Origin of the sequence: Neobacillus sp. WH10 (assembly GCF_030123405.1) — a bacterium.
GTDB lineage: Bacteria > Bacillota > Bacilli > Bacillales > Cytobacillaceae > Neobacillus.
On sequence record NZ_CP126110.1, the window covers coordinates 3386470 to 3410981 of the forward strand.

Below are 24512 nucleotides of genomic sequence, written 5' to 3' on the forward strand. Positions count from 1 at the left end.
ACACTTCACAATTTCTTAACAATTCACCTCATTTTATGTGACATTTTTCACATTCTATCTGTTATACTTGCACTAAGATATAAATGTCTAATCTGTTATATATTTTCTAAAAAAATTAAGAGGTGAATAATAATGGAACAATGGCAAGGATTTATGAAAGGTACATGGACAAAAGAAGTAAACGTACGCGACTTTATTTTGAAAAACTATAAACCTTATGAAGATGATGACTCCTTCCTAACCGTTGCTACCGACGCAACAAACAAATTATGGGAACAAGTAATGGAATTAACAAAGCAAGAACGTGAAAAAGGCGGTGTCCTTGATATGGACACTGAAACAGTTTCTACCATCACTTCACATGGACCAGGTTATCTTAATGAAGACCTTGAAAAGGTAGTCGGTGTTCAAACTGATAAACCTTTTAATCGTTCAATGCAGCCTTTCGGTGGAATACGTATGGCAAAAGCAGCTTGTGAAGCTTATGGATACGAATTAAACCCTGAAATCGAAAGAATTTTTACCGAGTTCCGAAAAACTCATAATCAAGGTGTATTTGATGCCTATACAGAAGAAATGGTGAAGGCTCGTAAGGCTGCAATCATTACCGGACTACCAGATGCCTATGGACGTGGTCGTATTATCGGGGATTATCGCCGTGTCGCATTGTATGGCATTGATTTCTTAATGAAAGAAAAACAAAAAGATTTTAAAAATACAAGCAGCGTAATGACAGAAGATAATATTCAATTACGTGAAGAACTTTCCGAGCAATACCGGGCATTGAAAGAACTGAAAGAACTTGCTTCCAGTTATGGTTTTGATATTTCCCGCCCTGCTGAAACTGCTCAAGAAGCCTTCCAATGGGTGTACTTAGGTTACTTAGCAGCTATCAAGGAGCAAAACGGGGCAGCGATGAGTCTTGGTCGCGTATCTACTTTCCTTGACATCTATATTGAAAGAGATTTACAAAACGGAACATTAACAGAAGTAGAAGCACAAGAACTAGTTGACCATTTTGTTATGAAGCTTCGTCTTGTAAAATTTGCTCGTACACCTGATTATAATGAATTATTTAGCGGTGATCCAACATGGGTAACAGAATCTATTGGCGGTATGGCGCTTGACGGACGACCTTTGGTAACAAAAAACTCATTCCGTTTCCTTCATACACTTGATAATTTGGGACCTGCTCCAGAACCAAACTTAACAGTATTATGGTCAACACAGCTACCTGAAAACTTTAAGAAATATTGCGCAAAAATGTCAATTAAAACCAGCTCCATTCAATATGAAAATGACGAGATTATGCGTCCGGAATATGGCGATGACTACGGAATTGCTTGCTGTGTATCGGCGATGGAAATCGGCAAACAAATGCAATTCTTTGGTGCTCGTGCAAACCTTGCAAAAGCATTACTCTACTCTATTAACGGTGGAGTCGATGAAAAGTTAAAAATTCAAGTTGGACCGCAATATCAGCCAATTACGTCAGATGTATTAAATTATGAAGAAGTCATGCAAAAATTTGATAACATGATGGAATGGCTTGCAGGTCTTTATATTAACACCTTGAATATTATTCATTACATGCATGACAAATACAGCTACGAACGTATTGAAATGGCTTTACATGATACACAAATTCTACGTACAATGGCAACAGGTATTGCCGGATTAAGTGTTGTCGCGGACTCCTTGAGTGCCATTAAATACGGTGAAGTCAAAGTAATCCGTGATGAAAACGGTATTGCAATCGACTTTGAAGTAAACGGTGACTTCCCTAAATACGGAAACAACGATGATCGTGTTGACAGTATTGCTGTTGAAATTGTCGAAAGGTTTATGAAAAAGCTTCGCAAGCACCAAACCTATCGTAATTCAGTGCATACATTATCAATTCTTACTATTACTTCGAACGTGGTATATGGAAAGAAAACAGGTAATACACCTGATGGACGCCAAGCCGGTGAACCTTTTGCTCCAGGTGCTAACCCAATGCATGGACGTGATACGAAAGGAACTTTAGCTTCCCTATCCTCTGTTGCCAAGCTTCCATACAGCTATGCAATGGACGGAATATCCAACACCTTCTCGATTGTGCCTAAAGCACTTGGAAAAGAAGAAGAAAGCCAGGTTCGTAATTTAGTCTCCATTTTAGATGGCTACGCCATGAAAACTGGACATCATCTAAATGTAAACGTCTTTAATCGAGAAACACTAATTGATGCAATGGAACACCCTGAATTATATCCGCAATTAACGATTCGTGTTTCAGGGTATGCAGTAAACTTTATTAAATTATCAAAAGAACAACAACTAGACGTAATAAACCGAACTTTCCACGAATCACTTTAACTAGAATTCTTAGGGGCTCCCCTTCTTTACGGGGGCTCCTGCTTTAAAAATGAGAGGAGATTATCATAATGAACGGAAATATTCATTCTGTCGAAACATTAGGAACTGTTGACGGCCCTGGGATTCGTTATATCATTTTTACTCAAGGCTGCCTGCTGCGCTGTCAGTTTTGCCACAACGCAGATACGTGGGAAATAGGCACGGGCAAGCAAATGACCGTTTCCGAAATCATGGATGACTTAATGAGCTATCTCCCTTTCATTGAAGCCTCCGGTGGCGGTATCACAGTGAGCGGCGGCGAGCCATTATTACAAATTCCTTTCCTTACTGAATTATTCAAGGAATGTAAAAAGAAAGGGATTCATACCACTATTGATTCATCTGGAGGCTGCTTTTCTCATTCAAAGCTTTTTATTGAACAGCTTGAAGAGCTTTTGCAGTATACAGACCTAGTACTTCTTGACTTAAAACATATCAACCGGAAAAAGCATATTACACTGACAGGCATGGCGAACGATCACATTCTTGAATTTGCCAAATTTTTATCCGATCGGAAAGTTCCTATTTGGGTACGCCACGTCCTTGTTCCTTCGGTTACAGATGATCCCGAAGACCTGCAAAAGCTTGGAGAATTCATTGGGACGCTTGCAAATGTCGAAAAAATTGAGATTCTCCCGTACCACAAACTTGGTGTTTATAAGTGGGAAGCACTTGGCCACGAATATCCGTTAAAACATATCGAGCCGCCCACTGAGGAAAAAGTGGAACATGCAAAGCTTATGCTTACAGCCCATTGGAATAAAACAGCCAAACACTAATTCCATTTTGGAATTAGTGTTTTTTTAACTTAATAAACTATTAGCAATGTCTTCATATTTTGGCATATTCGAAGAGATAAAATTGATTCTTTGCCATTTCTCCTATATACTCATATCATTGGTATTTAAGTGAGGTGATAATTTTTGATGCAATTGCTTATTGATATTTCAGATATAAATGCCTTAAACGCACTTTATGTGAGCATTTACTTAGGAATCACATTAAAATTATTATGGGCATGGGGTGTAGAATATTCTTTTATTGGGTCCCTATCTGATCCTGCAAACACAAAAATTATTCACCCGTTGGTTTTTTACCGTAAAAGAAACGGTTTAAACGGAAGTTTTATTCTGAATAGAATTGTTAAATATATTCGTAGAAAAGAATGCTCTCAGGATGATTCAGAGGAACCCATTTCCTTCCTTTTTACTTAAACAATTCAGACAACATTATTAGGAGGAAATATGAAAAAGAAACGCTCTTCAATTATACTTGCAGCACTTTTAGTCTTACCAACCTTATTATTATCGGCTTGCTCATCACAAACACAAAATGGAAGTAGTGACAGTTTTTTTCAAACTTATTTTGTCCATCCCTTTTCATACATTATTCATGCGACAGCTGAACTATTCAATGGAAACTATGGATTAGCGATCATTATCCTCACAATTATTATCAGACTTATCCTCATGCCGTTAATGTTAAGACAATACAAAAATCAAATGGCTATGAAAGAAAAAATGGATGTTTTAAAGCCTGAAATGGATGTTATTCAAAAGAAACTGAAGACTGAAAAGGATCCTAAGAAGAAGCAAGAGCTTCAAGCAGAAATGATGGGCCTTTATCAAAAGCATGGTGTCAATCCGCTGAACATGGGTTGTTTGCCAATCCTAATCCAGATGCCAATTTTAACAGCTTTTTATTATGCCATTCGTGGTTCAAAGGAAATTGCCACTCATCAATTCTTATGGTTTAATTTAGGACAGCCTGATATCATTATCACGATCATCGCAGGGCTTGTTTATTACTTTCAATTTAAGGTTTCACAATCAAATATGCCGGTTGCTCAGCAGCAACAAATGAAATTCATGGGACTCATGTCACCATTGATGATTGTGATGTTTTCCTTTAGTGCCCCTGCAGCTTTGCCGCTTTATTGGGTAGTTGGCGGAATATTCTTAACCGTCCAAACGATGGTTAGTCATAGAATGTATAAATCATCAAAAACTGTAGAAAAAACTCCAGTAAAACAAAAATAATATTATGAAAAAAGAAGCATTTCTGGATGAATGCTTCTTTTTTATAACATTTTTCCTATCAATAGTCCGCAAAAGGTAAGAAATATTCCGATTAAGTAGCTACATCCAATATAACTGTAAAAAAACTTATTCTTATCTGCAGCTTTTAACTGCTCTGACTCAAGCATCAAGGTGGAAAAAGTCGTGAATGCCCCCATAAATCCTATTCCAAACAAGGAATAAAGCTCTCCTTTCATTTGCATCCCGATTAACAGCCCTAATAAAAAAGCACCAATTAAATTTACTATTAACGTACCCGCAGGAAAACTCGACTTATTTCGATTTTGGACTTGCTTACTGACAGCGAACCGGCAAATTGCTCCAAAAAATCCACCGACTGAAACTAATAGTATTTCTCTCATCTGAGTCACCCCTCTTCTTTCTTCCCAATTTCACCTATTTTTTTCCCAGCCTTAACAAAAAAAAGACCTCCAAAAAAGCTAATGATCATGTAAAGCAACCCAAAAATGTATTTTCTTGTTTCAAATAAATGTACGGTTTCATAACAAAAAGTGGAAAAGGTCGTGTAAGAGCCTATCACACCTGTTGTAAGTGCAGTTAATAAATATGGGTGCAGCTTTTTCCGGACTACCAATGAGTTTGTCATCCATCCAAGGAAAAATGAGCCAGTTAGATTGATGAAAAGAGTACCAATTGGAAACTCTTTCCCCAAAAAATGTACGGTCAAAATTGATAAAAAATATCGGAGTAAACTGCCTGTCACTCCACCCAATCCAACAAAAATGTAAACCAATTTTAACACCCCAGTGAATGATTCAAATCAAATTAATCTTATCATAACTATTTTTATTACCAAAATGTTGGCAGCATAGACCCTTGTTAAAATAGACAAGCTATTTTTGTACAACTAAGATTTTAAGGAGTGTTTAAACAAGATGAAAAAAAGCTTATTTGTTATTGGAACCCTCATATTTAGTTTGTATTTATCTGGTTGTGCAACTAATAATGCTAATGATGATGTCGCCTACCGTAATCAAAATACAACAGAACCAACGAGGGTAAATTATAATACCCCTAATACCGGTGGACCTGCAATCACAGGTGTGGATACAAGCGACCGGAGATATGATGATCGAAATCGAGACAACGTTATGAATGTCCCTAATGATAATCGAAATAATGTTGGAACCAATCAAACAAAAATTAGAATTGCTGATAAAGCAGCAGATAAGGTAACTGACTTGCACGAAGTTGACAGAGCGAATATCCTTGTAACTGAAAATAATGCTTTCGTTGCAGCAAAGCTAGATCCTTCATCACGTAATGAATTAACAACAGATATCGAGAATAAAATTTCTCGAGCAGTTAAATCAGTCGACTCTGATATCGACAATGTTTATGTATCAGTTAACCCAGATTTTTATGATCAAATGAATGACTATGCAAACGATATTAGAAATGGAAAACCGGTTTCCGGATTCTTCAATGAGTTTTCAGATACCATCACAAAAGTTTTCCCAAATGCTCGGTAATTGTTAAGGTAGTCATAAAAAGACTCACTACAAAGTGGAAAGGGGGTGCCCCCATAAATGGAGGTCTGACCCTTTCCACATGCTTTTATTTTTTTATTTTCCAATTTAAAAAAGACTGCAGGCCTCGCCTTACAGTCTTTTGGATTAAACATCTTGAAAATATTCCTTGTAAAACCCGCCTATTTTTTCGGTATTGTCAATGATGTAATAAAACTCTTCTGTTTCATTTTTAACATCATAAATGTTACCAACTGTTAAAGCGTTATTTACAAGATATTTTTTTGCATCCGTATGAACGCATTTTACTTTTTTAACTGTTTCCCGATCTCGCCAAGTCATATGAATCATTGCTGCCATCGTTCCTTTCAGTATTGTCTATGTACTAGTATAATCAATACTGCGGGTGATGCGCAACAATATCTATCTCCTTCTTTACTTAATGTAGAATGTTATTTCTTTACTAGTTCTAACGCTTTTTCCTTAAGACGGAATTTTTGAATTTTCCCTGAGGCAGTCATTGGATAAGCATCAGTAAATTCAATGTAACGAGGAATCTTATGTTTGGAAATCTTCCCTTTGCAAAAATTCCTTATTTCTTCTGCATCAGCCGTTTCACCCTCTTTTAAAATAATCCAAGCCATTACTTCTTCTCCATATTTTTTATCTGGAATCCCAATAACCTGGATATCAAGAACTTTCGGATGGGCATAAAGAAATTCTTCGATTTCTCGAGGATAAATATTTTCCCCCCCTCGAATGATCATATCTTTTAACCGCCCGGTAATTTTACAATAACCATTTTCATCCATGACAGCTAAATCACCTGTATGCAGCCAACCATCTGAATCAATGGCCTCACCTGTGGCGGACATATTTTTGTAATACCCTTTCATGACATGATATCCTCTTGTACAAAGCTCCCCCTGCACACCGAATTCAACTTCTCTATCTGTTCCAGGTTCGACGATTTTCACTTCCACGTTTGGCAATGGTTTACCAACTGTTTCAACACGTAACTCAATCGGATCATCAGTCCTTGTTTGCATGATAACTGGAGATGATTCTGTTTGACCATAGGCGATGGTTATTTCTGTGGCCCCCATTTTTTCAATGACTGCCTTCATTACCTCAATCGGGCAGTTTGATCCCGCCATAATTCCTGTCCGTAATGTTGAAAGGTCATAGTTTTCAAAATCAGGATCATTTAATTCGGCAATAAACATCGTTGGAACACCATGGAGCCCTGTACACTTTTCATCTTGAACTGTTTGTAAAACTTTTTTCGGGTTGAATTCCTGGACTGGTACCATTGTGGCCCCAACTGAAACACACGCCATCGTTCCAAGGACACATCCAAAGCAATGAAAAAACGGAACAGGAATACAAAGCCTGTCAACCACTGTCAACTTCATACAGCTCGCAATATTAAAGCCATTATTAACGATATTGTTATGAGTAAGCATAACCCCTTTTGGGAACCCGGTTGTCCCAGAGGTATACTGCATATTAATGACATCATCTGGTTCAAGGGATTCCATTCGTTCATTTAAATCCTCATCTGGAACTATTTCTCCAAGCATAACAATATCATTCCAAGAAAATGTGCCAGGATACCTTTTATCCCCTAGGACGATGACATTTTTAAGATAAGGCAAACGGCTGCTTTTTAACTTTCCAGGTTCTGACGTCTTCAATTCTGGAACAATTTCATAAATCATATCGATATAGGAGGCATCCTTCCAAGTATCCATTAATATTATCGTTGTTGTATCAGATTGTTTTAAAAGATATTCGAGTTCAGCTGTACGGTAGTTTGTGTTAACTGTTACGAGAACCGCACCCATTTTACCTGTAGCAAATTGGGTTATCAGCCATTCAGGGGTGTTTGTCGACCAAGCAGCAAGTTGTTCTCCTTTGTCAATTCCAAGCTTCATTAATCCTTTAGCAGCCTTTCGGCAAATATCATCAAATTCACGATAAGTCCATCTTAAATTTCGATCTGAATATACAACTGCTGGATGATTTGGGTGTAACTCTGCTTTTTCTTCTAAAAGTTTTCCAATGGTAACATTTAATATTGACGACATTATTCATCCCCCTAAGATAGATGTAAACCAAATATTCATTTTCAAACGCTTACAAAAATATGTTACCATATTTATGCGAATATTCAATATTTTTAAAATACAAGTTCTTTAACGATTTGTGACCATTTTATTAAATATGTTAAATCAGAGTTCTCAAAACCACTGAAAACCATTACAATAATAAAAACTGAATATTTAATCCATTTTCCAAGGAGGGCATTCTCAAATTGAAAATTATGAGTAACGAGCAGTTGGTAGTTTCGTATCGGGATGCATTAAAGTCTGGAAAGGAAAAGGAATGGATTAAGATTTTAAAAGATGAAATTCAACGTCGTGGATTAAGGCCGTTTAAAAATCGTACCTAGTAACAAAACATTTTAAAAACCGCTGAGATAGTTCAGCGGTTTTTCTGTTGCCCTTCAAACAGCAAGTATTCTAGTTCGATTTTTTCAATCAGCTATTTTTCTCTTCTACAGCTTGAACATGATCAAATTTTCAATATTTAGTCTTTTTGTACATCCCCCATTATTAGACCATATATTTCTATAAACCATCTTTATTACTATTATCATTTCACAAAAAATCGAACCTGAAATTTGATGTAAATAAAAAAAAGACCTAAGAAGGCCTTAAAGGATGTAGATTATTGTTTATTTGCTGCCAAAAAAGGTTGAAATGATAACTCATCAAGTTTAGCTGAAATTTTTACGGCTGCGTCAATAGGATTTTCAGCAAAAATGTCAAAAAATTCACCTTCATACTCTTGCCTTGCATAGTCATAGCGCGGATCATAATATTGTTCGAGTAAAATAGTGATCATTTCTTGGTAATTCTTTTCATGAAGTGTTTCCATAAGCCTTTTTCTAATCTCAACATCTTTCACACGCTTTAATACCTTTTCAATTCCTAAACAAATTTTATCATGGTACCAAGCCTCTTGTTCATATTTCAGTACATATTCAGATACAAGGTGCTTAACTCTTTGTTCAAGTGACGAATGAATATAAATATTAACCCCTTTAAATTTAACATCCATCAATTCCTCTGGTTGAACCGCTTTTCCAATTCGTTTGCTTTCAGCCTCAACAAGAAAATACTCGCTCTCCTTTATTTCCTGTAATCCCTTATATAACAGGGAATCAAAGGTCTTTTGGTTATGACCATCTCCAAGGCCTATCGTTCCAAATATCGACCCCCGATGGCCTGCCATTTCTTCCAGATCAAGAACAGGATATCCCCTCTTTTCCAGTATTTTTAATACTTCAGTCTTACCAACACCTGTCATCCCATGAAGGACAACCGCTTGATTAGGAATATTAGTTGGAATTTTTTCAAGGATATAATGACGGTATTCTTTATAGCCACCAAGTAAACGCCATGCATAAATACCGGCAAATTCTAAAAAAGTCACTACCGCTTTACTGCGCATTCCGCCACGCCAACAGTGGATGACTAATTCACCACTTCTTTGATAGGATTTTATTGTCTTTAAAAGCACAGGGATTTTTGGTGAAACAAATTCCATCGCTTTCCATTTGGCCGCTGCCTGCCCTTCGTGCTTGTAAATAGTTCCAACTTCTTGCCGTTCTTCATCTGAAAATAAAGGAACATTGATGGCTCCTGGAATTGCGCCATCATTAAACTCAATCGGTGAACGAATATCAATGATAATCGGTTCCTTTAATTTAAAAAGTTCTTCAACAGTTATTTCCTTCATAACATTACGCTCCTAAAAAAAATAATCATATCCGTGCAAATCAATATCTATAAAAAACAAACAAAACTTCCACTACTGGAAGTTTCATGCGAAAGATATTTCATCATAAAAAAACGATTGTCATGCGTTTTTTCACTTGATAAGTATATACATATTATAAAGAAGATAACCGTTCATATCAAGAAAATGAAGATCCTAGTCATGATTAAACACCAAAAAGTCTACTTCAACAGACTGAAGTAGACGTTAACAGTTAACCTAGTTTTGTTTTATGTTTGTAACTAAACATTAATTTTTCCATATCGCTAATACGATTTTGTTCAAATAAATCAACAATTTTACTGCCAACGATGACCCCATCACAGTAGTTGGTTAGGTCAGCTATTTGCTCTTCATTCGAAATACCAAATCCAGCCATCACGGGAATTGGGCTTACTTTTTTTACCGTTTTTAAAAATTTGTATAAATCTGTGTCGTATTTATTTCTCTCCCCTGTTATCCCCTTTACGGTAACAGTATATAAAAATCCTTTCCCTTTGCGGGAGATTACTCTAATTCGCTCGATTGGTGTTGTAAGTGTAACAAGTCGAATAAGTTCAACTTGTGCTTCCTCAAGCTGTTGCGTTATAATATCCTCTTCCTCAATCGGCAGATCAGGAATAATACAACCATCTACCCCTGCCTTTCGGATCTCCTGGACAAATTTTTCTATACCATAAGAATAAATAGGATTTATATAAGACATAAGGAGGATAGGAATAGAAATAATCTCCCTTGCTTTTTCTAGTTCTGCAACGATCCCCTTTAATGTCGTACCATTTTCAAGTGCTCGTAGCCCAGCCCGTTGAATGGTTGGTCCATCTGCTACAGGATCGGAAAAAGGAACCCCGACCTCAATTGCAGCAGCACCGAACCTCTCAAGCAATGACATCCGGTCAACTAAGGACTCTAACCCTCCATCTCCCGCCATTATGTAGGGAATGAAGGCTTTCTTGTTATTTTCCTTTAATAATGAAAAGGTTTGTTCAAAACGGTTCATGTTCATTTCTCCCTTCAAACCAAGATTTCACAGTTTCCACATCTTTATCACCACGGCCAGACAAACATACAACGATACTTTGTGTATCTTTCATTTCGGCAGCAAGCTTAATCGCATAGGCAACGGCATGGGCGCTTTCAAGTGCTGGAATGATTCCTTCAAGCTTTGATAAAAGTTTAAACGCGTCCAAGGCTTCATGATCTGTAATAGAATAATAGCTTGCCCTTCCGATATCCTTTAGATAGCTGTGTTCCGGTCCTACGCCTGGATAATCAAGTCCGGCAGAAATAGAATGGGCTTCTTGAATTTGACCATCTTCGGTTTGCAATACATGCATTAAGGCGCCATGCAAAACTCCTGGTCTACCTTTTGTTAACGAAGCGGCATGAAAATCGGTTTCGACCCCAGCACCTGCAGCTTCTACCCCATATAAATTTACCTCCTCATCCTCAATAAAGGGATAAAACATCCCTATCGCATTGCTCCCGCCACCAATACAGGCAACCACTGCGTCTGGAAGGCTAGCTTCCCGAGCAAGAAATTGTTCCTTTGTTTCCTTGCCAATCACACTTTGGAAGTCTCTTACCATTACCGGAAAGGGATGCGGACCCATGACAGATCCTAATAAATAGTGAGTATCATCAACATTGGCTACCCAGTATCTTAATGCTTCGTTGACTGCATCCTTTAAAGTGGCACTGCCTGAAGTCACGCCAACAACCTTAGCACCCAATAATTCCATTCGAAAGACATTTAATGCCTGCCGTTTAATGTCTTCCTCACCCATAAAAATGATGCAATCGAGATTTAATAAGGCGCAAACAGTTGCAGTCGCCACACCATGCTGTCCTGCACCCGTTTCAGCAACAATTCTTCTCTTCCCCATCCTAACCGCAAGCAATGCTTGACCAATGGCGTTGTTGATTTTATGGGCTCCTGTATGGTTCAAATCTTCTCTTTTAAGAAAAATATTTGCTCCGCCTGCATGTTTCGTTAGGTTTTCTGCAAAATATAGTGGGGTCTCTCTCCCGACATACTCTTTTAGCAATCTTGTCATCTCTACTTGAAAAGCACGGTCCTTTTTTACTTCTTCATACGCTTCATTTAGTTCAATGACAGCCTTCATTAAAGTTTCTGGTACAAATCTCCCCCCAAAAATTCCGAAATGTCCTTTCTCATTTGGTAATGTATAGGTGCTCATTTACATTCCCTCCTAAAGTTTTCACCTTTTCAATAAATTCTTTTATTTTTACTAAATCCTTTATTCCATCTGTTTCAACACCGGAGCTTACATCCACCATATAGGGATTAATTATTTTTATCGCCTGTTCCACATTACTCACTTGTAAACCACCTGCGAGAATGACTTTTTTTTCTTCTAAAAGTGCAGCATTTACTTCATTCCAATCAAATGCTTTACCATTTCCCCCCCGATATTTTCCTTTTGGTCCATCAAGTAAAATATACTCCGATGGAAATTGATTAAAGACAGCTAAACCATCATTACTTTGAAAGCTTATAGCTTTAATTATGGGTAATGAAATCAACTCACTGAATGAAGGGGATTCATCCCCATGTAATTGGATATGTGTTAATCCGACAATTGAGGCAATCCTTTCAACTTCTTCCCTTGATTCATTTACAAATACGCCAACCTTTAATACTTCTGGCGGTAAAAAAGAAACAATTTCTTTTGCCTTTCCGATCGATACCTTTCGCTTACTTTCAGCAAACACAAAACCTATGGCATCTGCACCATAACGTGCGGCCGCAATGGCTGTATGAACATCCGTTATTCCACAAATTTTCACTTTCATTGTTTTGCTCCTTCTTGAAGCAGCTGGCGAAGGTCAAAAAAGGCTTTTTTCACATCAGGACTAGTCATAAAGGCTTCTCCTACTAAAATTCCATTTGCACCGGCATTTCTAACACGCACAGCATCCCTTTGATGGTGGATTCCACTCTCGCTAATAAGATAAGCACCAGACTTTTTTACTGTTGATGCCAAAGTTTCGGTCACATCTAGTGATACTTGGAAGGTTTTTAAATCCCGATTATTGACGCCAATTAGCAATGCATTAGTTTTAAGAGCCCTTTCTAGTTCTTCCTGATTATGAACCTCTACCAAAACCTCAAGGCCTTTTTCTTTAGCGTAAAGGTATAACTCGCTTAATTGATATTCTTCCAGCGCTGCGACAATTAACAAAATCAAATCCGCTCCATTTGCTGCGGCTGTATCAATTTGCAGCGGATCGATGATAAAGTCCTTACAAAGAATAGGCAGGTCAACAGTCTCGCGAACTTTTCGTAAATCAGAAAATGCCCCTTTAAAAAAAGTTTGATCTGTTAACACAGAGATGGCCGATGCACCACATTCTTGATAAATGGCAGCATGCATAGACGGTTCAACTCCGTTGTTGATAATTCCTTTTGATGGAGAAGCGCGTTTAAATTCAGCTATAATCGATAATTCATTCGCATCTTGCAGCTTCTGAATAAAGGACCTTTTTGTGTATTTTATTTGTGGAATCCTTTGTTTACGTTCTTTAAGAAGAATAACCTCTTTCTTCTTTTGTTCAATGATCCGTTCTAGAATTGTTTCCATTTATATCGCCTCTCTCCTGTCTGCTCGTGATTTTTCAATGAGAGCTGTTAATTTTTCATACGCTGCACCAGTATCAATCGATTCTTTTGCCAATTCAATACCTTCTTTAATGGAGTAAGCTTTTCCTGCAGTAAAAATTCCGATTCCTGCATTGAGTACTACCGTATCTCGATGGGCCCCTTTACCCCCTTTTAAGACTTTAACAAGGATTTCTCCATTTTCTTTCGAATCTCCGCCTTTTATACAACAGTTATCAAATTGTGGGAGGTTCATTTCTTCAGGATAAAATGAATGATTTGTAATGCTTCCATCCTCCAAAAGACTAAAGTGGTTTTCCCCTTGAAGAGAAGCCTCATCCATTAAGCCGGCTCCATTTATCACTACAGCCCGTTTACGGCCAAGCTTTTGCAGAACTTCTGCAAACACATTTACTAAATCCCTGCGATAAATACCGAGTAATTGGTAGTCCAGGTCAATTGGGTTTGTTAAAGGACCGATAAAATTAAAAATAGTTGGGATCTTCAATTGTTGTCGGACGGCCATGATCTTTTTTAATTTTGGATGAACATGTGGAGCGAATAAAAAGGCTACACCAATTTCCTCTAGGATTTCTTCAGTTCTTTCTGCCGATAAACTTAAATTTACCCCTAGGTGCTCAAGTACATCGGCACTTCCCGTTTTACTCGAAATACTCCTATTACCATGCTTTGCAACAGGGATGCCAGATCCTGCGATAACAAAAGCAGATGTAGTACTCACATTAAAGCTAGATGAACCATCTCCACCAGTCCCACAATTATCAAGAACATTCGGGAATTTTCGATTAAATGTCAATGTATTATCCTTCAATGCCTTCACAATCCCGGCAATTTCTTCGACAGTTTCTCCTTTTGATTTTAATCCCATTAAAAAAGCAGCAATTTCTGATTCTGAAACATCTTCCCCTAAGATTAAATCTACAGCATCTTTCATTTGCTTTTCAGAAAATGATTGTCCTTCAGCTAACAGGAGTAATAAATTCTTCATTTGTCTTCTTCCTTTCTATTTCAAGTAAAAAATTTTTCAAAATTTGTTTCCCAGTCGGGGTTCCAATTGATTCCGGATGAAATTGCAATCCATAAACAGGATATATAGGATGTTTTATTGCCATTACTTCATTGTCATCGTTTGAATAGGCGACGACTTCTAAATGTGACTTCAAGCTAGTTTTTTCAATAGATAAAGAATGGTATCGCATCACTTCTAAAGGTGAGGCTAGATTTGAAAACAAACCATTACTTTGATGTGTGATAAATGATGTTTTTCCATGTTTTATAAAATAAGCTCTCCTTATATCACTTCCGAATGCAGCACCAATAGCTTGATGACCAAGACAAATGCCTAATATGGGGACTTCCTTATAAAAGGTTCGAATCAATTCCATGCAAATACCGGCATCCTCGGGTCTTCCTGGCCCGGGGGAAAGGATTACGGCTTTAGGCTTCATTGTTCTGATTTGTTCCATATTCAGCTGATTATTTCGATAAACGATTACTCTTTCTCCTAACTCACCAAAATATTGAAACAGATTAAATGTAAATGAGTCAAAATTATCTATCAGTAAAATCATCGCCCACCCTCCAGAAAGGATTTTAATTTATTTTGTGTTTCTTCATACTCTGACTCAGGGTTAGAATCGTGAACAATTCCTGCACCTGCTTGAATAATCGCTGTTCCATCTTTAATAATCATCGTTCGAATGGCGAGGGCAAAATCCATATTTCCATTTGTCGATACATAACCAACCGCCCCAGAGTATAGACCGCGTTTTGATTTTTCCAGGGAATTAATAATTTCCATTGCTCTCACCTTAGGAGCTCCTGAAACAGTACCAGCCGGGAGACAGGCGGCAAGGGCATCTAATGCTGTTTTTTTAGAATGAAGCAGTCCGCTAATTTCTGAAACTAGATGCATAACATGACGAAATTTTTCCACCGTCAAATACTTCTCTATTTGAACCGAACCAAATTCGCAAACCTTCCCGAGGTCATTCCTGCCGAGATCAACGAGCATTCGATGCTCTGCAATTTCTTTTTCATCCTTCATAAGTTCCTTTTCAATCAGGTCGTCTTCCTCACTTGTTCTCCCTCTCCGTTTTGTGCCAGCGATTGGATTCGAAATCACCGTTTTACCCCTCGTTTTTAATAAGCTTTCCGGGGATGAACCAATTACGGTATATCCATCAAAATCAAGATAGAACATGTATGGGGTTGGATTATGGCTTCGATGTCTTCGATAAAGTGATAAAGGTGTTCCTTGAAATGTAGATTTCATTCGTCTTGAGAGGACCACTTGAAAAATATCACCCTTAACAATAAGCTTCTTTGCCATCTCAACATTTTTAATAAACATTTCTTTTGTCGTCTCTGATTCGAATTCGGAAAAATGAATAGGCTCCTCTTCACGGTAATAATCCGGTTGTTTTAGTTCTTTTATCCTTTGCATTATCCGATTTTCAATTTCTTCCGTATTGCTCGTTTCCGATAGCGGCAGCCCGTAAATGATTACTTTCTCTTCAAGATGATCAAACACTATCACCTCTTCATAAAACATTAGGTGAACATCAGGCATTTCTAACCCATTTGAAAACTCCTCCCCGATATTTTCAAACCTTCTGATAATATCATAGCCAACATATCCGACAGCACCTCCTGAAAAGGGGAAACCAGGCTCTTCAAAAATTCTTGTCGGCAATAATTCCTTCAATACCTCTAAAGGGTTTCCTTTCAACTCCTTCTTTTCACCATCTCGATTAAAAATTTCATTCATTTCCCCATTAGAAATGAGTTCAAATGCAGGGTCTGCACCGATGAAGGAATATCGCCCCGAGTCATTGTACTTATGAGAACTTTCTAATAAAAATTTTTTGGTACCGCTAATTTTTTGTAAAATAGAAATAGGGGTCAATGTATCACCCATTAATTCTTGTATAAAAAACCCATTTAATGCTTTCATGTTAAAACTCCTTTCAAAAATAAAAAAATCGTCCCCTATATGCGCAATCAATTACGCATATAGAGGACGATTCTTTGACCGTGGTGCCACCTCCATTTGAAGCGGGAAAAATCCGCTTCCTCTTTCGGATACAGAAATAAAGTTCGTTCGATATCCTATCCTTTTAACGGTGGAACTCCGTGCATCCCTACTTTTAGTTCAAGATGTCTCTCGCAAGTCCATTCCACAAATCCATTCATATCGGGTTCCCACCTGCTCCGACTCTCTGGAAAGAATCAAATTTGTGTACTCCTCTTGCTCAACGATTTACAGTATTGAATTTATAAAAACAAAAAGGGCCCTCCATCCAAAAAGGACGGAAGACCCGTGGTGCCACCTTCATTAGCTAAAAATAAGCTCACTTTACCGATATCGCAGCATGAAGCTGTTAATATCTGTCTCTTGTAACGATGAGATCTTCGCCAAAGCCTACTAATCCATATTGGACGGTTCGGTTTGGTGGCTCTGAAGTCCATTCGCTTAAACGTCTACACTGATTTGCACCAACCATCAGCTCTCTAAAGAATCCGTATAAGGTACTACTCTTCGTCAATGCCAAAAACGATTAAATTTATTAATTTTTATCCTATAAAACTTGATCACCATTGTCAAGTGTTTATTTTCTTAAAATTCAAAATTAATCAAATTCAGTTTTACAATTCCATTTGTCGGTTATTAATTCTCGTCCTTCCATTTAAAGGATACCTTATACTTTGTTATTTTTAAGTTAACAAGCGAATATTAACAGTAATGAATTAAGAAAGCGTAAGAGCCATTACGGCTTCAACTTGACAGCAAAAATGAAGGCGGGATAGAAGTTCATGGAACATATTGAACAATTAGGCCAAAATCCACGGGCTGTCAAAAAGAAACCATCGGCAGCTGGTCAAAAGCGATCGAATGAGGTATCTAAGCAAAAGTGGGCAATTGTCTCGCTGTCTTCCATTCCCTTAGTCATGACGTTAGGAAATTCAATGTTGATACCTGTGTTACCTTCTATGGAAAAAAAATTATCAATCTCCTCCTTTCAAACAAGCATGATTATTACCGTATATTCCATTGTTGCGATTTTTTTAATTCCAGTGGCAGGATATTTATCAGATCATATCGGCAGGAAAAAAGTCATTATCCCAAGCCTTATTATTGCTGGAATTGGCGGGCTTATTTCTGGATGGGCCGCATGGAAGCTTGATGATGCCTATTGGCTTATTTTATCCGGCAGGGCACTACAAGGGGTTGGAGCAGCCGGGGCAGCTCCTATTGTCATGCCGCTAGTCGGTGATATGTTTAAAAATGATGATGACGTTAGCAGCTGTTTAGGACTAATTGAAACATCCAATACTTTCGGGAAAGTTTTAAGCCCAATTTTAGGGGCTTTTCTTGCCGGATTCATTTGGTTTTTACCCTTTTTCTCTTTTCCGATATTTTGTGCAATTTCAGTTTTAATGATGACTTTTTTGGTAAAGTGCCCCAAAACAACGGAGAAACCAATTCCATTTAAAGATTTTTTTGTGAATGTAAAAAAAACCTTTACTGAAAAAGGTCGTTGGCTATATGCCATCTTTTTTATTGGCGGCATCCTTATGCTTGTCTTGTTTGGCATATTGTTTTATTTATCGGAAATTTTCGAAAAAGAATATGGCATTAAAGATATCAAAAAAGGATTCTTTTTATCATTACCGCTAGGAGCATTATGCTTATCATCTTTTATAAGCGGAAAAGTAATTAAGAAGAATAAAGTATTGATGAAATGGTTAACGTTTAGCGGTATTGTCCTCGCAGCCCTTTCGATTGGGGCACTATGGTTTTCCATTAAATTATGGTATATGATTTTCATGTTTTTAATTAGTGGAGTAGGGATCGGATTAGGACTCCCTTGTTTGGACGCCTTAATAACCGAGGGAGTTGAAAAGGAAGAACGCGGCACCATTACTTCAATTTACAGTTCAATGAGATTCATCGGAGTCGCAGCAGGTCCTCCAATTATTGCTGTGTTAATGAGCCATTCAAACCATTGGATTTTTATTTTACTTAGCAGCCTTAGTATCATTGCCGCTATTGTAGCTTTCATGTCGATAAAACCAAAAGCTGAAACATAGGAAAGGTGCTGAGAAACCCTGCTCAGCACCTTTGTTAATTTGCCGTATATAGATCTTGCAGGGTTTTTAAAGAAATCAATAAAAATGTTTTCTTGATGGTGTCAAGTTCAAGCTTGGTCATACCAAAACTTCTTGTACAAAAATGACGGTTATTATGCTATAATATTTTTGTTAATTATGAGTATTGCGGGTGTGGTTTAATGGTAGAATTTCAGCTTCCCAAGCTGACGGCGGGGGTTCGATTCCCCTCACCCGCTCCAATAGGATAAGTGGAGAAGTACCCAAGTGGTTATAAGGGGGCGCACTCGAAATGCGCTAGGACGGGCGACCGTTGCGTGAGTTCGAATCTCATCTTCTCCTCCATACATATTCTTTCAAATGACACTACAATTACTAGTGTTTTTTTATTTTAAAAAACGCCAGAGAATTTCTGGCGTTTTTTGCTTATTTCCCTATAGATAAGGACTTAACCATTCAGGGTCCCTGTCTTTACAAATATGGCATTTCTCAGTTTCTAGCTGAAAAGTATGAAATAACTTTCCACAATCCCGACATTCCTTTATGTGAAAAGTTGCATGGATTTCACTTCTTTTCTTAATATCTGGATTTATTTCGATAGCATGTTCCGGACAAATATCCGTGCAATCCTTGCAGTTTACACACTTTTCATTTTCAATTAGTATAATAGTATCCCTTATACTAAATACTTTTTCCAAGCAAAATGAAAAACAAGCCTGGCAAAGTATACATTTGTTTTGATCAATCTCCACGGTGTAAAATTGGTAATCTGGATAATATTTTGTTAGTTTCCACTCATTCGCTTCTTTTTTCCATTCAACCGGTGCCAACCTTTTTGCCAATTGTTTTCCTTCTTTTTGGATGGAGGTAAAAAAATTTCTTCTCGAAAGTGTCTCCTCATTAACATCTTTTAAAACTATAATTGGATTTTGACCAAGGAACTTTAGTTTACGGTTAGCCTGATTTATAACTATTTCCCACTTAGGATTAAGTGAATTCCCGGCAATTATTATCGAGTGTAATCCTCTTTTTTTATAAATCAACAGTTCTTTTACAGAAGGAGTGTAGCCTTCATCATAAATCAGACTCCCGTTTTCAAATTCCCTTGAAGCACTCATTCCTTCAATGGCAGACAGCGGGCAGGAAATTATGCAATCTCCGCAGGAAGTGCATCGCTCTGAAATTATTTCAAACTTTTGTTGATTAATGGTTAAAGCATTATATTTACATCCATCAAAGCAAATACTGCAGGTTGAACGTATATTCCTCTTTCTTGAGCATTTATTCGTTATATTCAAATCGACATGCAAGCTTTCTAGCCAGTTGACAAACATGGACATATAACCACCTACAATTTTTTAACTACCGGACAATTTTGCATCCTTATGTGGTGTTATCACAATGTTTGGATGTGTAATCGAATCGCTTGGCATTCCTTTAATTTGGCTTACATTTCCATACTTTTTCCGTAGCTTTTTTATTGGTCCGAATTCAATCGCACTCATCGGACATGTTGAAACGCACACAGGGTTCTCGCCCTTTTCTTGAAGATCGATACAAAAATCACATTTATCAGATTTAAATACCTTTTTATTATATTGTGGCGCCCCGTAAGGACACGCCTTGACACATAATTGTGTTCCTTGACAAACATCTTGATCAATCGTAACTACACCATTTTCTTTATTTTTACTTATTGCCCCTACCGGGCAGCTTGGTATACATTTCGGCTGTGTACAATGATTACAAGCAATAGAAAAGTAAAAAGCTTTAAGATTATGGACAATCCCGCTTGATGGCTGTTGAACGTATGTACCCTCCTCATAGGTGTACACCCTGCGAAAATTTATACCTACGTCAAGATTATTTTTATCCTTACAAGAAACGGTGCAGGCTTTACAACCGATGCAAAGACTTTGATTAATATAAAATCCTAACTGGGCCAAATTTCTCACTCCTCAAACTTTTTTACTTCAACAAGGTTTGTTAATTGCGGATTTGCTTTGGCAAGTGGTGTTGGCCGCTGTGATGTTAGAACATTTACTGATCCCCGTTGATCTAGCCCTTCTTTATCAGGTGTGTACCAAGCACCTTGAGGAATCCCCACAACTCCAGGAATAATACGCGGTGTTACTTTTACATCGATAAAAAGAGAACCGCGCTCATTATTGACCTGGACACGTTCGCCATTGTTAATACTACGTTTTTCTGCATCCTTTGGATTCATCCACATTTCTTGTTTTGCTGCTTCTTCAAGCCATGGCTGATTATCATAGGTAGAGTGACATCTCCGCTTATAATGCCAACTGATTAACTGTAATGGGAACTTTTCTTTTAATGGATCTTCTGGTCCTTCCCATGCAGGAATATATTTCGCTATCGCAGGAATTTCATCGTGGTTATTCATATCCCATAAGGTCTTTGATAACAATTCGATTTTTCCGGTTGGAGTTTCAAACGGGTGATTTTCAAGATCATCAATTTGCTCCTTAAAACCGACTAGTGGTGCATCATATTTAAAATGATGTACCCCCTTCCTGCGAAATTCATCAAAGGTTGGAAAGCTTGGATCGAGCTCTTTTTTCGTCCTTTCTACACTTTCCTTAACTAAGTCAAGAGTTGTCCTTCCCTCTGTGAATTTTTCCTTCAATCCTAATTTATCAGCCACATCAGCAAACACATCATATTCATCACGGCATTCATAAAGTGGGTCAATTGTTTTATCTCCAAATACAACATAATCTCCAAAACACCATGGGACACCAATATCATATCGTTCAAAGAACGTTGTACCAGGTAATAAAATATCCGCAAATTTGGCACTCGGTGTCATAAAGAGATCGCTTACAACAATAAATTCTACTTTGCTTTCATCCTCAAGCAGCTTTACTGTTTTATTGATATCAGAATGCTGATTTATCAGCATGTTCCCAGCCATATTAAAAATTAATTTAATATTTGATGATAATTTTTCTGTTCCTTCTAACCCATCTGCTGCTGTCATTTCTGTCCCATTCTCCACTGCCTTTGTCCAGAGAAAACAAGGTATCGAGGCCTTGACCGGATTTTCATATGAAAATGGATAAACTATTTCTGAACGGCTCCAATAACCTGTTCCTGCTGCCCAGCCGCCAATCTTACCAACATTTCCTGTTAAACATGCAAGCTGTGCACCACCCCGCATGAATTGCTCCCCATATGCCTGTCGTTGAGCAGACCAGCCTTGGATAAGTGCTGCAGGTTTCGTTTTAGCATACTCACGTGCTAGTTCACGAATTTTATCAGCTGGAATTTGACAAATTTTTTCTGCCCATTCTGGGGTTTTTGCTACCCCATCCTTTTCACCAAGCAAATAACTTTTTAATGACTCTTCCTTTGGAACCCCATCAGGCATATGGTCACCGTCAAATCCAATACAATATTTATCAAGAAATGCTTGATCATGTAAATTCTCTGTAATGATCACATACCCCATAGCATCCATCAAAGCGTTGTCCGTTGTCGGCAAGATAGGAATCCACTCGTCTGCAAAAGCAATTACAGTGTCCGTATAACGAGGGTCAATTACAATGATTTTTGCACCATTTTTCTTAGCCTGCATTAAATATTCGCGGTATGGAGTCGAAAAAATCATTTCTGACGGATTTTGCCCCCACAAAATAATATATTTTGAGTGTAAGAGAGTATCGAAACTGCTTCCAGAATTATTCGTACCGTACGTATAGGGAGTAGCTACATTTCCTGCCCCGGAACTGTAATCATTACGATAATTTAAAAATCCCCCTGTAACTGATAATAGTTTCCTTGCTGCATTTTTACCCCCATGTAACCCCCAGCTTTGTCCTGAAGCATAGTTGACATATCTCGACTCTGGACCGTATTGATCCCCAATTCGTTTTACTTCAGATGCAATAGTTTCGATTGCCTCCTCCCATGAGATTCGTTTAAATTTTCCTTCGCCTCGTTTTCCTACTCGTTTCATCGGGTATTTAAGGCGGTCAGAGTGATAGAGCAAACTTCGATAGTTTCTGCCTCTGACACACGCTCTTAGTGGCGGTGTAGATAAGTCACCAGTTTCCTGTGTATCTGTACTGACCCTGACAACAACCCCATCTTTCACATGCGCTTTGATTACACAGCGTCCCCCACAATTATTAATGCTGCAGGTTGAAATGATTTTTTCCTTTTCTTTTGCATTCAATACCTTTGGTTCTTCTTTACGGTCAACAAGCATCTTAGTGCCAATTCCTCCAGCTATAACAGGAATTCCAATCGCTCCCGACCATTTTAAAAAGGTTCGCCGCTGCATTTTATTAGTTAATAAGTTCTTTAAATGGTTCTTTTCAGACATCAGTTAGTGCCTCCCCTAACTCCAATAAAGATTTTAAATCAAAGCTTAAAAAGTCCTCGAGCAGCATCGCTGCCCCCAAATATAATTTACTTTTGGTATTCTCAATTACTTTTGCGCAAAAAAACGGAATCCAAATGGTTAAATGTTTTTCAATAAAGTTAACTTGGCTTACGATTAATTCTAAGATTCTTTCAGGCCTTACTTCTTGCATGCTTTTATCCGCAAGAAAGATCATAAATTCCAATTCAAGTAATAAGTGGTCATCTGGTTCTTTATTTTCTTTTATAAATTGAAGACCGAATTGATGATATTGCTCTCTGATTTGATACGTCCACTCCTCAAAAAGGAGCTTCTCCTTGCTCCTATAATAAGATTCCCACGGTGGTGCCGCTAATGGTCCTGGTCCTATGAATAGACGTTGATATTCTTCTTTCTCCTTATTGATTTGTTCATTTGTTAATTGTCCAAAAAAGTGCTGAAGGATCTTCCCCCCCTCATGAACCTCTTCTAAACCATGGAAATTAGCACTATTCCGAATTTCTTCCAAAACCTTATTATTTGGTGGCAAAAATAATAGATGCAACAGCTGATAAAATTTTTTCCTTGATAAAAAAAACAGCTGTAATTGATTATGTAAAGATTCAGTTATAGTAGTTATTCCTCTCACCTCTTTATTTGTGATTTTTTTCACATATTTATGTGGTATTTTCTACTGACTTTCCCTTTCTGTAAGTGTATATTTTTCTATTATTATCTTACCTCAATCTGCCAAAGTTGAAATCAGTTTGTTCAATTATTCACATTAAATTCAAAATCCTTAGGATGAGTATGAAGCAATGATTTTTTCTCTCTTTTAGAAAAAATGTGTATAATAAGAAGGTTAAAGAAAACTCGCAGATTGACGAGCCCGTTAGGGTGAAGACAGAGGCGTAGTTACGCTTATGCGTTCAGAATTTATGGTAATAAATTCTGATTAGCCTAATAAACAGCAAAGGATGATCCACTTGAATATTACTGGCCACGAAGTTGAAAAACTAGAAGACCCATTTGGTTTATTATCAGGTGACCGTTATGAATTTTTTTTGGAAATTGATGTTGAAGTAGAGGATGAACTTTATTCCGAGAAAGGCGTTGGCTTAAAAGTGATTTTTGTCAGCGATAATGACCTTGACAAAATTTCCAGTTATTATTTTTATGAACGGGGAAGTGAGAAGGTTCTAGACTTTTCCCTTGAAGAGGACGAGGAAGAACTAGTTCTTTCTTATTGCCGGCAACATAGAGAAGTATAACGAAAAAGCAGGGAGCTGGATTCTCCCTGCTTTTATGTTTCACTACATAAAATTTTTACTATGATTATGAATAACTTGAAGTTCTTTTGTTGTTTGACTCATTTCACTTTTGCAAATGGGACAATGAGGAACTTCACTGCTTTTAAAATTATCACGAACCCAGCACTTACAATTTTCTGAATTACAGACCCAAATTTTAGTCTCTTCTAATTTGATTTCTTCATCATTTTTTCTTCCAAACGCCAAAACGATCACTCCCTTTAATTAGATATGACTGTTTTTGAACACTATGTTTATAAGTTCTGA

At 37.6% G+C, this 24512-nt stretch carries 25 protein-coding genes, 2 tRNA genes and 2 other annotated features; of the genes, 10 read left to right on the top strand and 17 right to left on the bottom strand.

Translation table 11 applies throughout. The features are described from left to right. Positions 1–132 precede the first annotated feature (132 nt). The 4 genes from pflB (at position 133) to yidC (ending at position 4436) form a co-directional block, all read left to right on the top strand. Entirely contained in the window at positions 133–2358 is a 2226-nt protein-coding gene (pflB, locus tag QNH20_RS16090; RefSeq protein WP_283918997.1) for a formate C-acetyltransferase, read from the top strand. A gap of 65 nt (positions 2359–2423) precedes the next feature. Next, a complete protein-coding gene (gene pflA / locus QNH20_RS16095; RefSeq protein ID WP_283923430.1) occupies positions 2424–3176 on the top strand; it encodes a pyruvate formate-lyase-activating protein in 753 nt (250 codons plus the stop codon). Between the two features lie 144 nt (positions 3177–3320). Continuing rightward, a complete protein-coding gene (locus QNH20_RS16100; protein WP_283918998.1) occupies positions 3321–3611 on the top strand; it encodes a hypothetical protein in 291 nt (96 codons plus the stop codon). Between the two features lie 30 nt (positions 3612–3641). Next, positions 3642–4436, top strand: coding sequence for a membrane protein insertase YidC (yidC, locus tag QNH20_RS16105; protein WP_283918999.1), 795 nt, complete (start codon positions 3642–3644; stop codon positions 4434–4436). Between the two features lie 41 nt (positions 4437–4477). Here the strand turns inward: yidC and crcB (QNH20_RS16110) are convergent, their stop codons facing one another. Both crcB (QNH20_RS16110) and crcB (QNH20_RS16115) read right to left on the bottom strand, forming a co-directional pair. Further along, entirely contained in the window at positions 4478–4837 is a 360-nt protein-coding gene (gene crcB, locus QNH20_RS16110; protein WP_283919000.1) for a fluoride efflux transporter CrcB, read from the bottom strand. 5 nt (positions 4838–4842) lie between these two features. Beyond that, positions 4843–5229: a fluoride efflux transporter CrcB gene (gene crcB, locus QNH20_RS16115; protein ID WP_283919001.1), complete on the bottom strand. Its 387-nt coding sequence runs from the start codon at positions 5227–5229 to the stop codon at positions 4843–4845. A 142-nt stretch (positions 5230–5371) separates the two neighbouring features. Here crcB (QNH20_RS16115) and QNH20_RS16120 point away from each other — a divergent pair, with 142 nt between their 5' ends. Beyond that, positions 5372–5968 (top strand): YhcN/YlaJ family sporulation lipoprotein, encoded by a 597-nt coding sequence (locus QNH20_RS16120; protein ID WP_283919002.1) that lies wholly within the window; start codon positions 5372–5374, stop codon positions 5966–5968. Positions 5969–6112: 144 nt separating this feature from the next. Here the strand turns inward: QNH20_RS16120 and QNH20_RS16125 are convergent, their stop codons facing one another. Then, complete coding sequence (locus tag QNH20_RS16125) at positions 6113–6316, bottom strand: DUF6501 family protein (RefSeq protein ID WP_283923431.1); 204 nt, start codon at positions 6314–6316, stop codon at positions 6113–6115. 101 nt (positions 6317–6417) lie between these two features. Then, a complete protein-coding gene (locus QNH20_RS16130) occupies positions 6418–8055 on the bottom strand; it encodes an AMP-binding protein (RefSeq protein WP_283919003.1) in 1638 nt (545 codons plus the stop codon). A gap of 236 nt (positions 8056–8291) precedes the next feature. Between QNH20_RS16130 and sda the strand changes: the two genes are divergently transcribed. Continuing rightward, positions 8292–8420 carry a sporulation histidine kinase inhibitor Sda gene (gene sda, locus QNH20_RS16135; protein ID WP_374049632.1) on the top strand — a complete coding sequence of 43 codons (129 nt, stop codon included), beginning with the start codon at positions 8292–8294 and terminating at the stop codon, positions 8418–8420. A 278-nt stretch (positions 8421–8698) separates the two neighbouring features. Here the strand turns inward: sda and mnmH are convergent, their stop codons facing one another. From mnmH to trpE, 8 genes are all read right to left on the bottom strand, one after another. Then, entirely contained in the window at positions 8699–9772 is a 1074-nt protein-coding gene (gene mnmH, locus QNH20_RS16140) for a tRNA 2-selenouridine(34) synthase MnmH (RefSeq protein ID WP_283919005.1), read from the bottom strand. 253 nt (positions 9773–10025) lie between these two features. Beyond that, a complete protein-coding gene (trpA, locus tag QNH20_RS16145) occupies positions 10026–10811 on the bottom strand; it encodes a tryptophan synthase subunit alpha (RefSeq protein ID WP_283919006.1) in 786 nt (261 codons plus the stop codon). After that, positions 10798–12012, bottom strand: coding sequence for a tryptophan synthase subunit beta (gene trpB / locus QNH20_RS16150; RefSeq protein ID WP_283919007.1), 1215 nt, complete (start codon positions 12010–12012; stop codon positions 10798–10800). Before trpB ends, trpA begins: the two co-directional genes overlap by 14 nt. Further along, the gene (locus tag QNH20_RS16155; protein ID WP_283919008.1) at positions 11987–12628 is read right to left on the bottom strand and encodes a phosphoribosylanthranilate isomerase; all 642 of its coding nucleotides are present in this window, start codon (positions 12626–12628) and stop codon (positions 11987–11989) included. The genes trpB and QNH20_RS16155 overlap by 26 nt, the downstream gene beginning before the upstream one ends. Further along, entirely contained in the window at positions 12625–13416 is a 792-nt protein-coding gene (gene trpC / locus QNH20_RS16160) for an indole-3-glycerol phosphate synthase TrpC (protein ID WP_283919009.1), read from the bottom strand. Before trpC ends, QNH20_RS16155 begins: the two co-directional genes overlap by 4 nt. Next, positions 13417–14442 carry an anthranilate phosphoribosyltransferase gene (gene trpD / locus QNH20_RS16165; protein WP_283919010.1) on the bottom strand — a complete coding sequence of 342 codons (1026 nt, stop codon included), beginning with the start codon at positions 14440–14442 and terminating at the stop codon, positions 13417–13419. Beyond that, positions 14414–15025 carry an anthranilate synthase component II gene (locus tag QNH20_RS16170; protein WP_283919011.1) on the bottom strand — a complete coding sequence of 204 codons (612 nt, stop codon included), beginning with the start codon at positions 15023–15025 and terminating at the stop codon, positions 14414–14416. The genes trpD and QNH20_RS16170 overlap by 29 nt, the downstream gene beginning before the upstream one ends. Further along, positions 15022–16410, bottom strand: coding sequence for an anthranilate synthase component I (gene trpE, locus QNH20_RS16175; protein ID WP_283919012.1), 1389 nt, complete (start codon positions 16408–16410; stop codon positions 15022–15024). The genes QNH20_RS16170 and trpE overlap by 4 nt, the downstream gene beginning before the upstream one ends. Positions 16411–16469: 59 nt before the next feature. Continuing rightward, positions 16470–16721: a binding site (T-box leader), on the bottom strand. 37 nt (positions 16722–16758) lie between these two features. Beyond that, positions 16759–17011: a binding site (T-box leader), on the bottom strand. Positions 17012–17270: 259 nt separating this feature from the next. On the opposite strand from trpE, the gene bcbE reads away from it, so the two are divergent. The 3 genes from bcbE to QNH20_RS16190 all read left to right on the top strand — a co-directional run bounded on the left by bcbE (position 17271) and on the right by QNH20_RS16190 (position 18911). Further along, complete coding sequence (bcbE, locus tag QNH20_RS16180) at positions 17271–18548, top strand: bacillibactin exporter BcbE (protein ID WP_283919013.1); 1278 nt, start codon at positions 17271–17273, stop codon at positions 18546–18548. Positions 18549–18734: 186 nt separating this feature from the next. Then, positions 18735–18808 (top strand) — tRNA-Gly (locus QNH20_RS16185). A gap of 11 nt (positions 18809–18819) precedes the next feature. Next, positions 18820–18911 (top strand) — tRNA-Ser (locus tag QNH20_RS16190). Positions 18912–19000: 89 nt separating this feature from the next. Here QNH20_RS16190 and QNH20_RS16195 read toward each other — a convergent pair. From QNH20_RS16195 to QNH20_RS16210, 4 genes are read right to left on the bottom strand one after another with little or no spacing between them, the layout of a single operon-like run. Beyond that, a complete protein-coding gene (locus tag QNH20_RS16195) occupies positions 19001–19906 on the bottom strand; it encodes a DUF362 domain-containing protein (RefSeq protein WP_283919014.1) in 906 nt (301 codons plus the stop codon). Positions 19907–19924: 18 nt separating this feature from the next. Continuing rightward, the gene (locus QNH20_RS16200; protein ID WP_283919015.1) at positions 19925–20512 is read right to left on the bottom strand and encodes a DMSO/selenate family reductase complex B subunit; all 588 of its coding nucleotides are present in this window, start codon (positions 20510–20512) and stop codon (positions 19925–19927) included. A 5-nt stretch (positions 20513–20517) separates the two neighbouring features. After that, the gene (locus tag QNH20_RS16205) at positions 20518–22917 is read right to left on the bottom strand and encodes a DMSO/selenate family reductase complex A subunit (protein ID WP_283919016.1); all 2400 of its coding nucleotides are present in this window, start codon (positions 22915–22917) and stop codon (positions 20518–20520) included. Continuing rightward, on the bottom strand, positions 22910–23485 hold the full coding sequence (locus tag QNH20_RS16210; protein WP_283919017.1) for a TorD/DmsD family molecular chaperone: 576 nt from the start codon (positions 23483–23485) through the stop codon (positions 22910–22912). Before QNH20_RS16210 ends, QNH20_RS16205 begins: the two co-directional genes overlap by 8 nt. A 427-nt stretch (positions 23486–23912) precedes the next feature. On the opposite strand from QNH20_RS16210, the gene QNH20_RS16215 reads away from it, so the two are divergent. Then, positions 23913–24206: a DUF6509 family protein gene (locus QNH20_RS16215; RefSeq protein ID WP_283919018.1), complete on the top strand. Its 294-nt coding sequence runs from the start codon at positions 23913–23915 to the stop codon at positions 24204–24206. A 42-nt stretch (positions 24207–24248) separates the two neighbouring features. Here QNH20_RS16215 and QNH20_RS16220 read toward each other — a convergent pair whose 3' ends face one another. Further along, the gene (locus QNH20_RS16220) at positions 24249–24452 is read right to left on the bottom strand and encodes a cold-shock protein (protein ID WP_283919019.1); all 204 of its coding nucleotides are present in this window, start codon (positions 24450–24452) and stop codon (positions 24249–24251) included. Positions 24453–24512 lie beyond the last annotated feature (60 nt).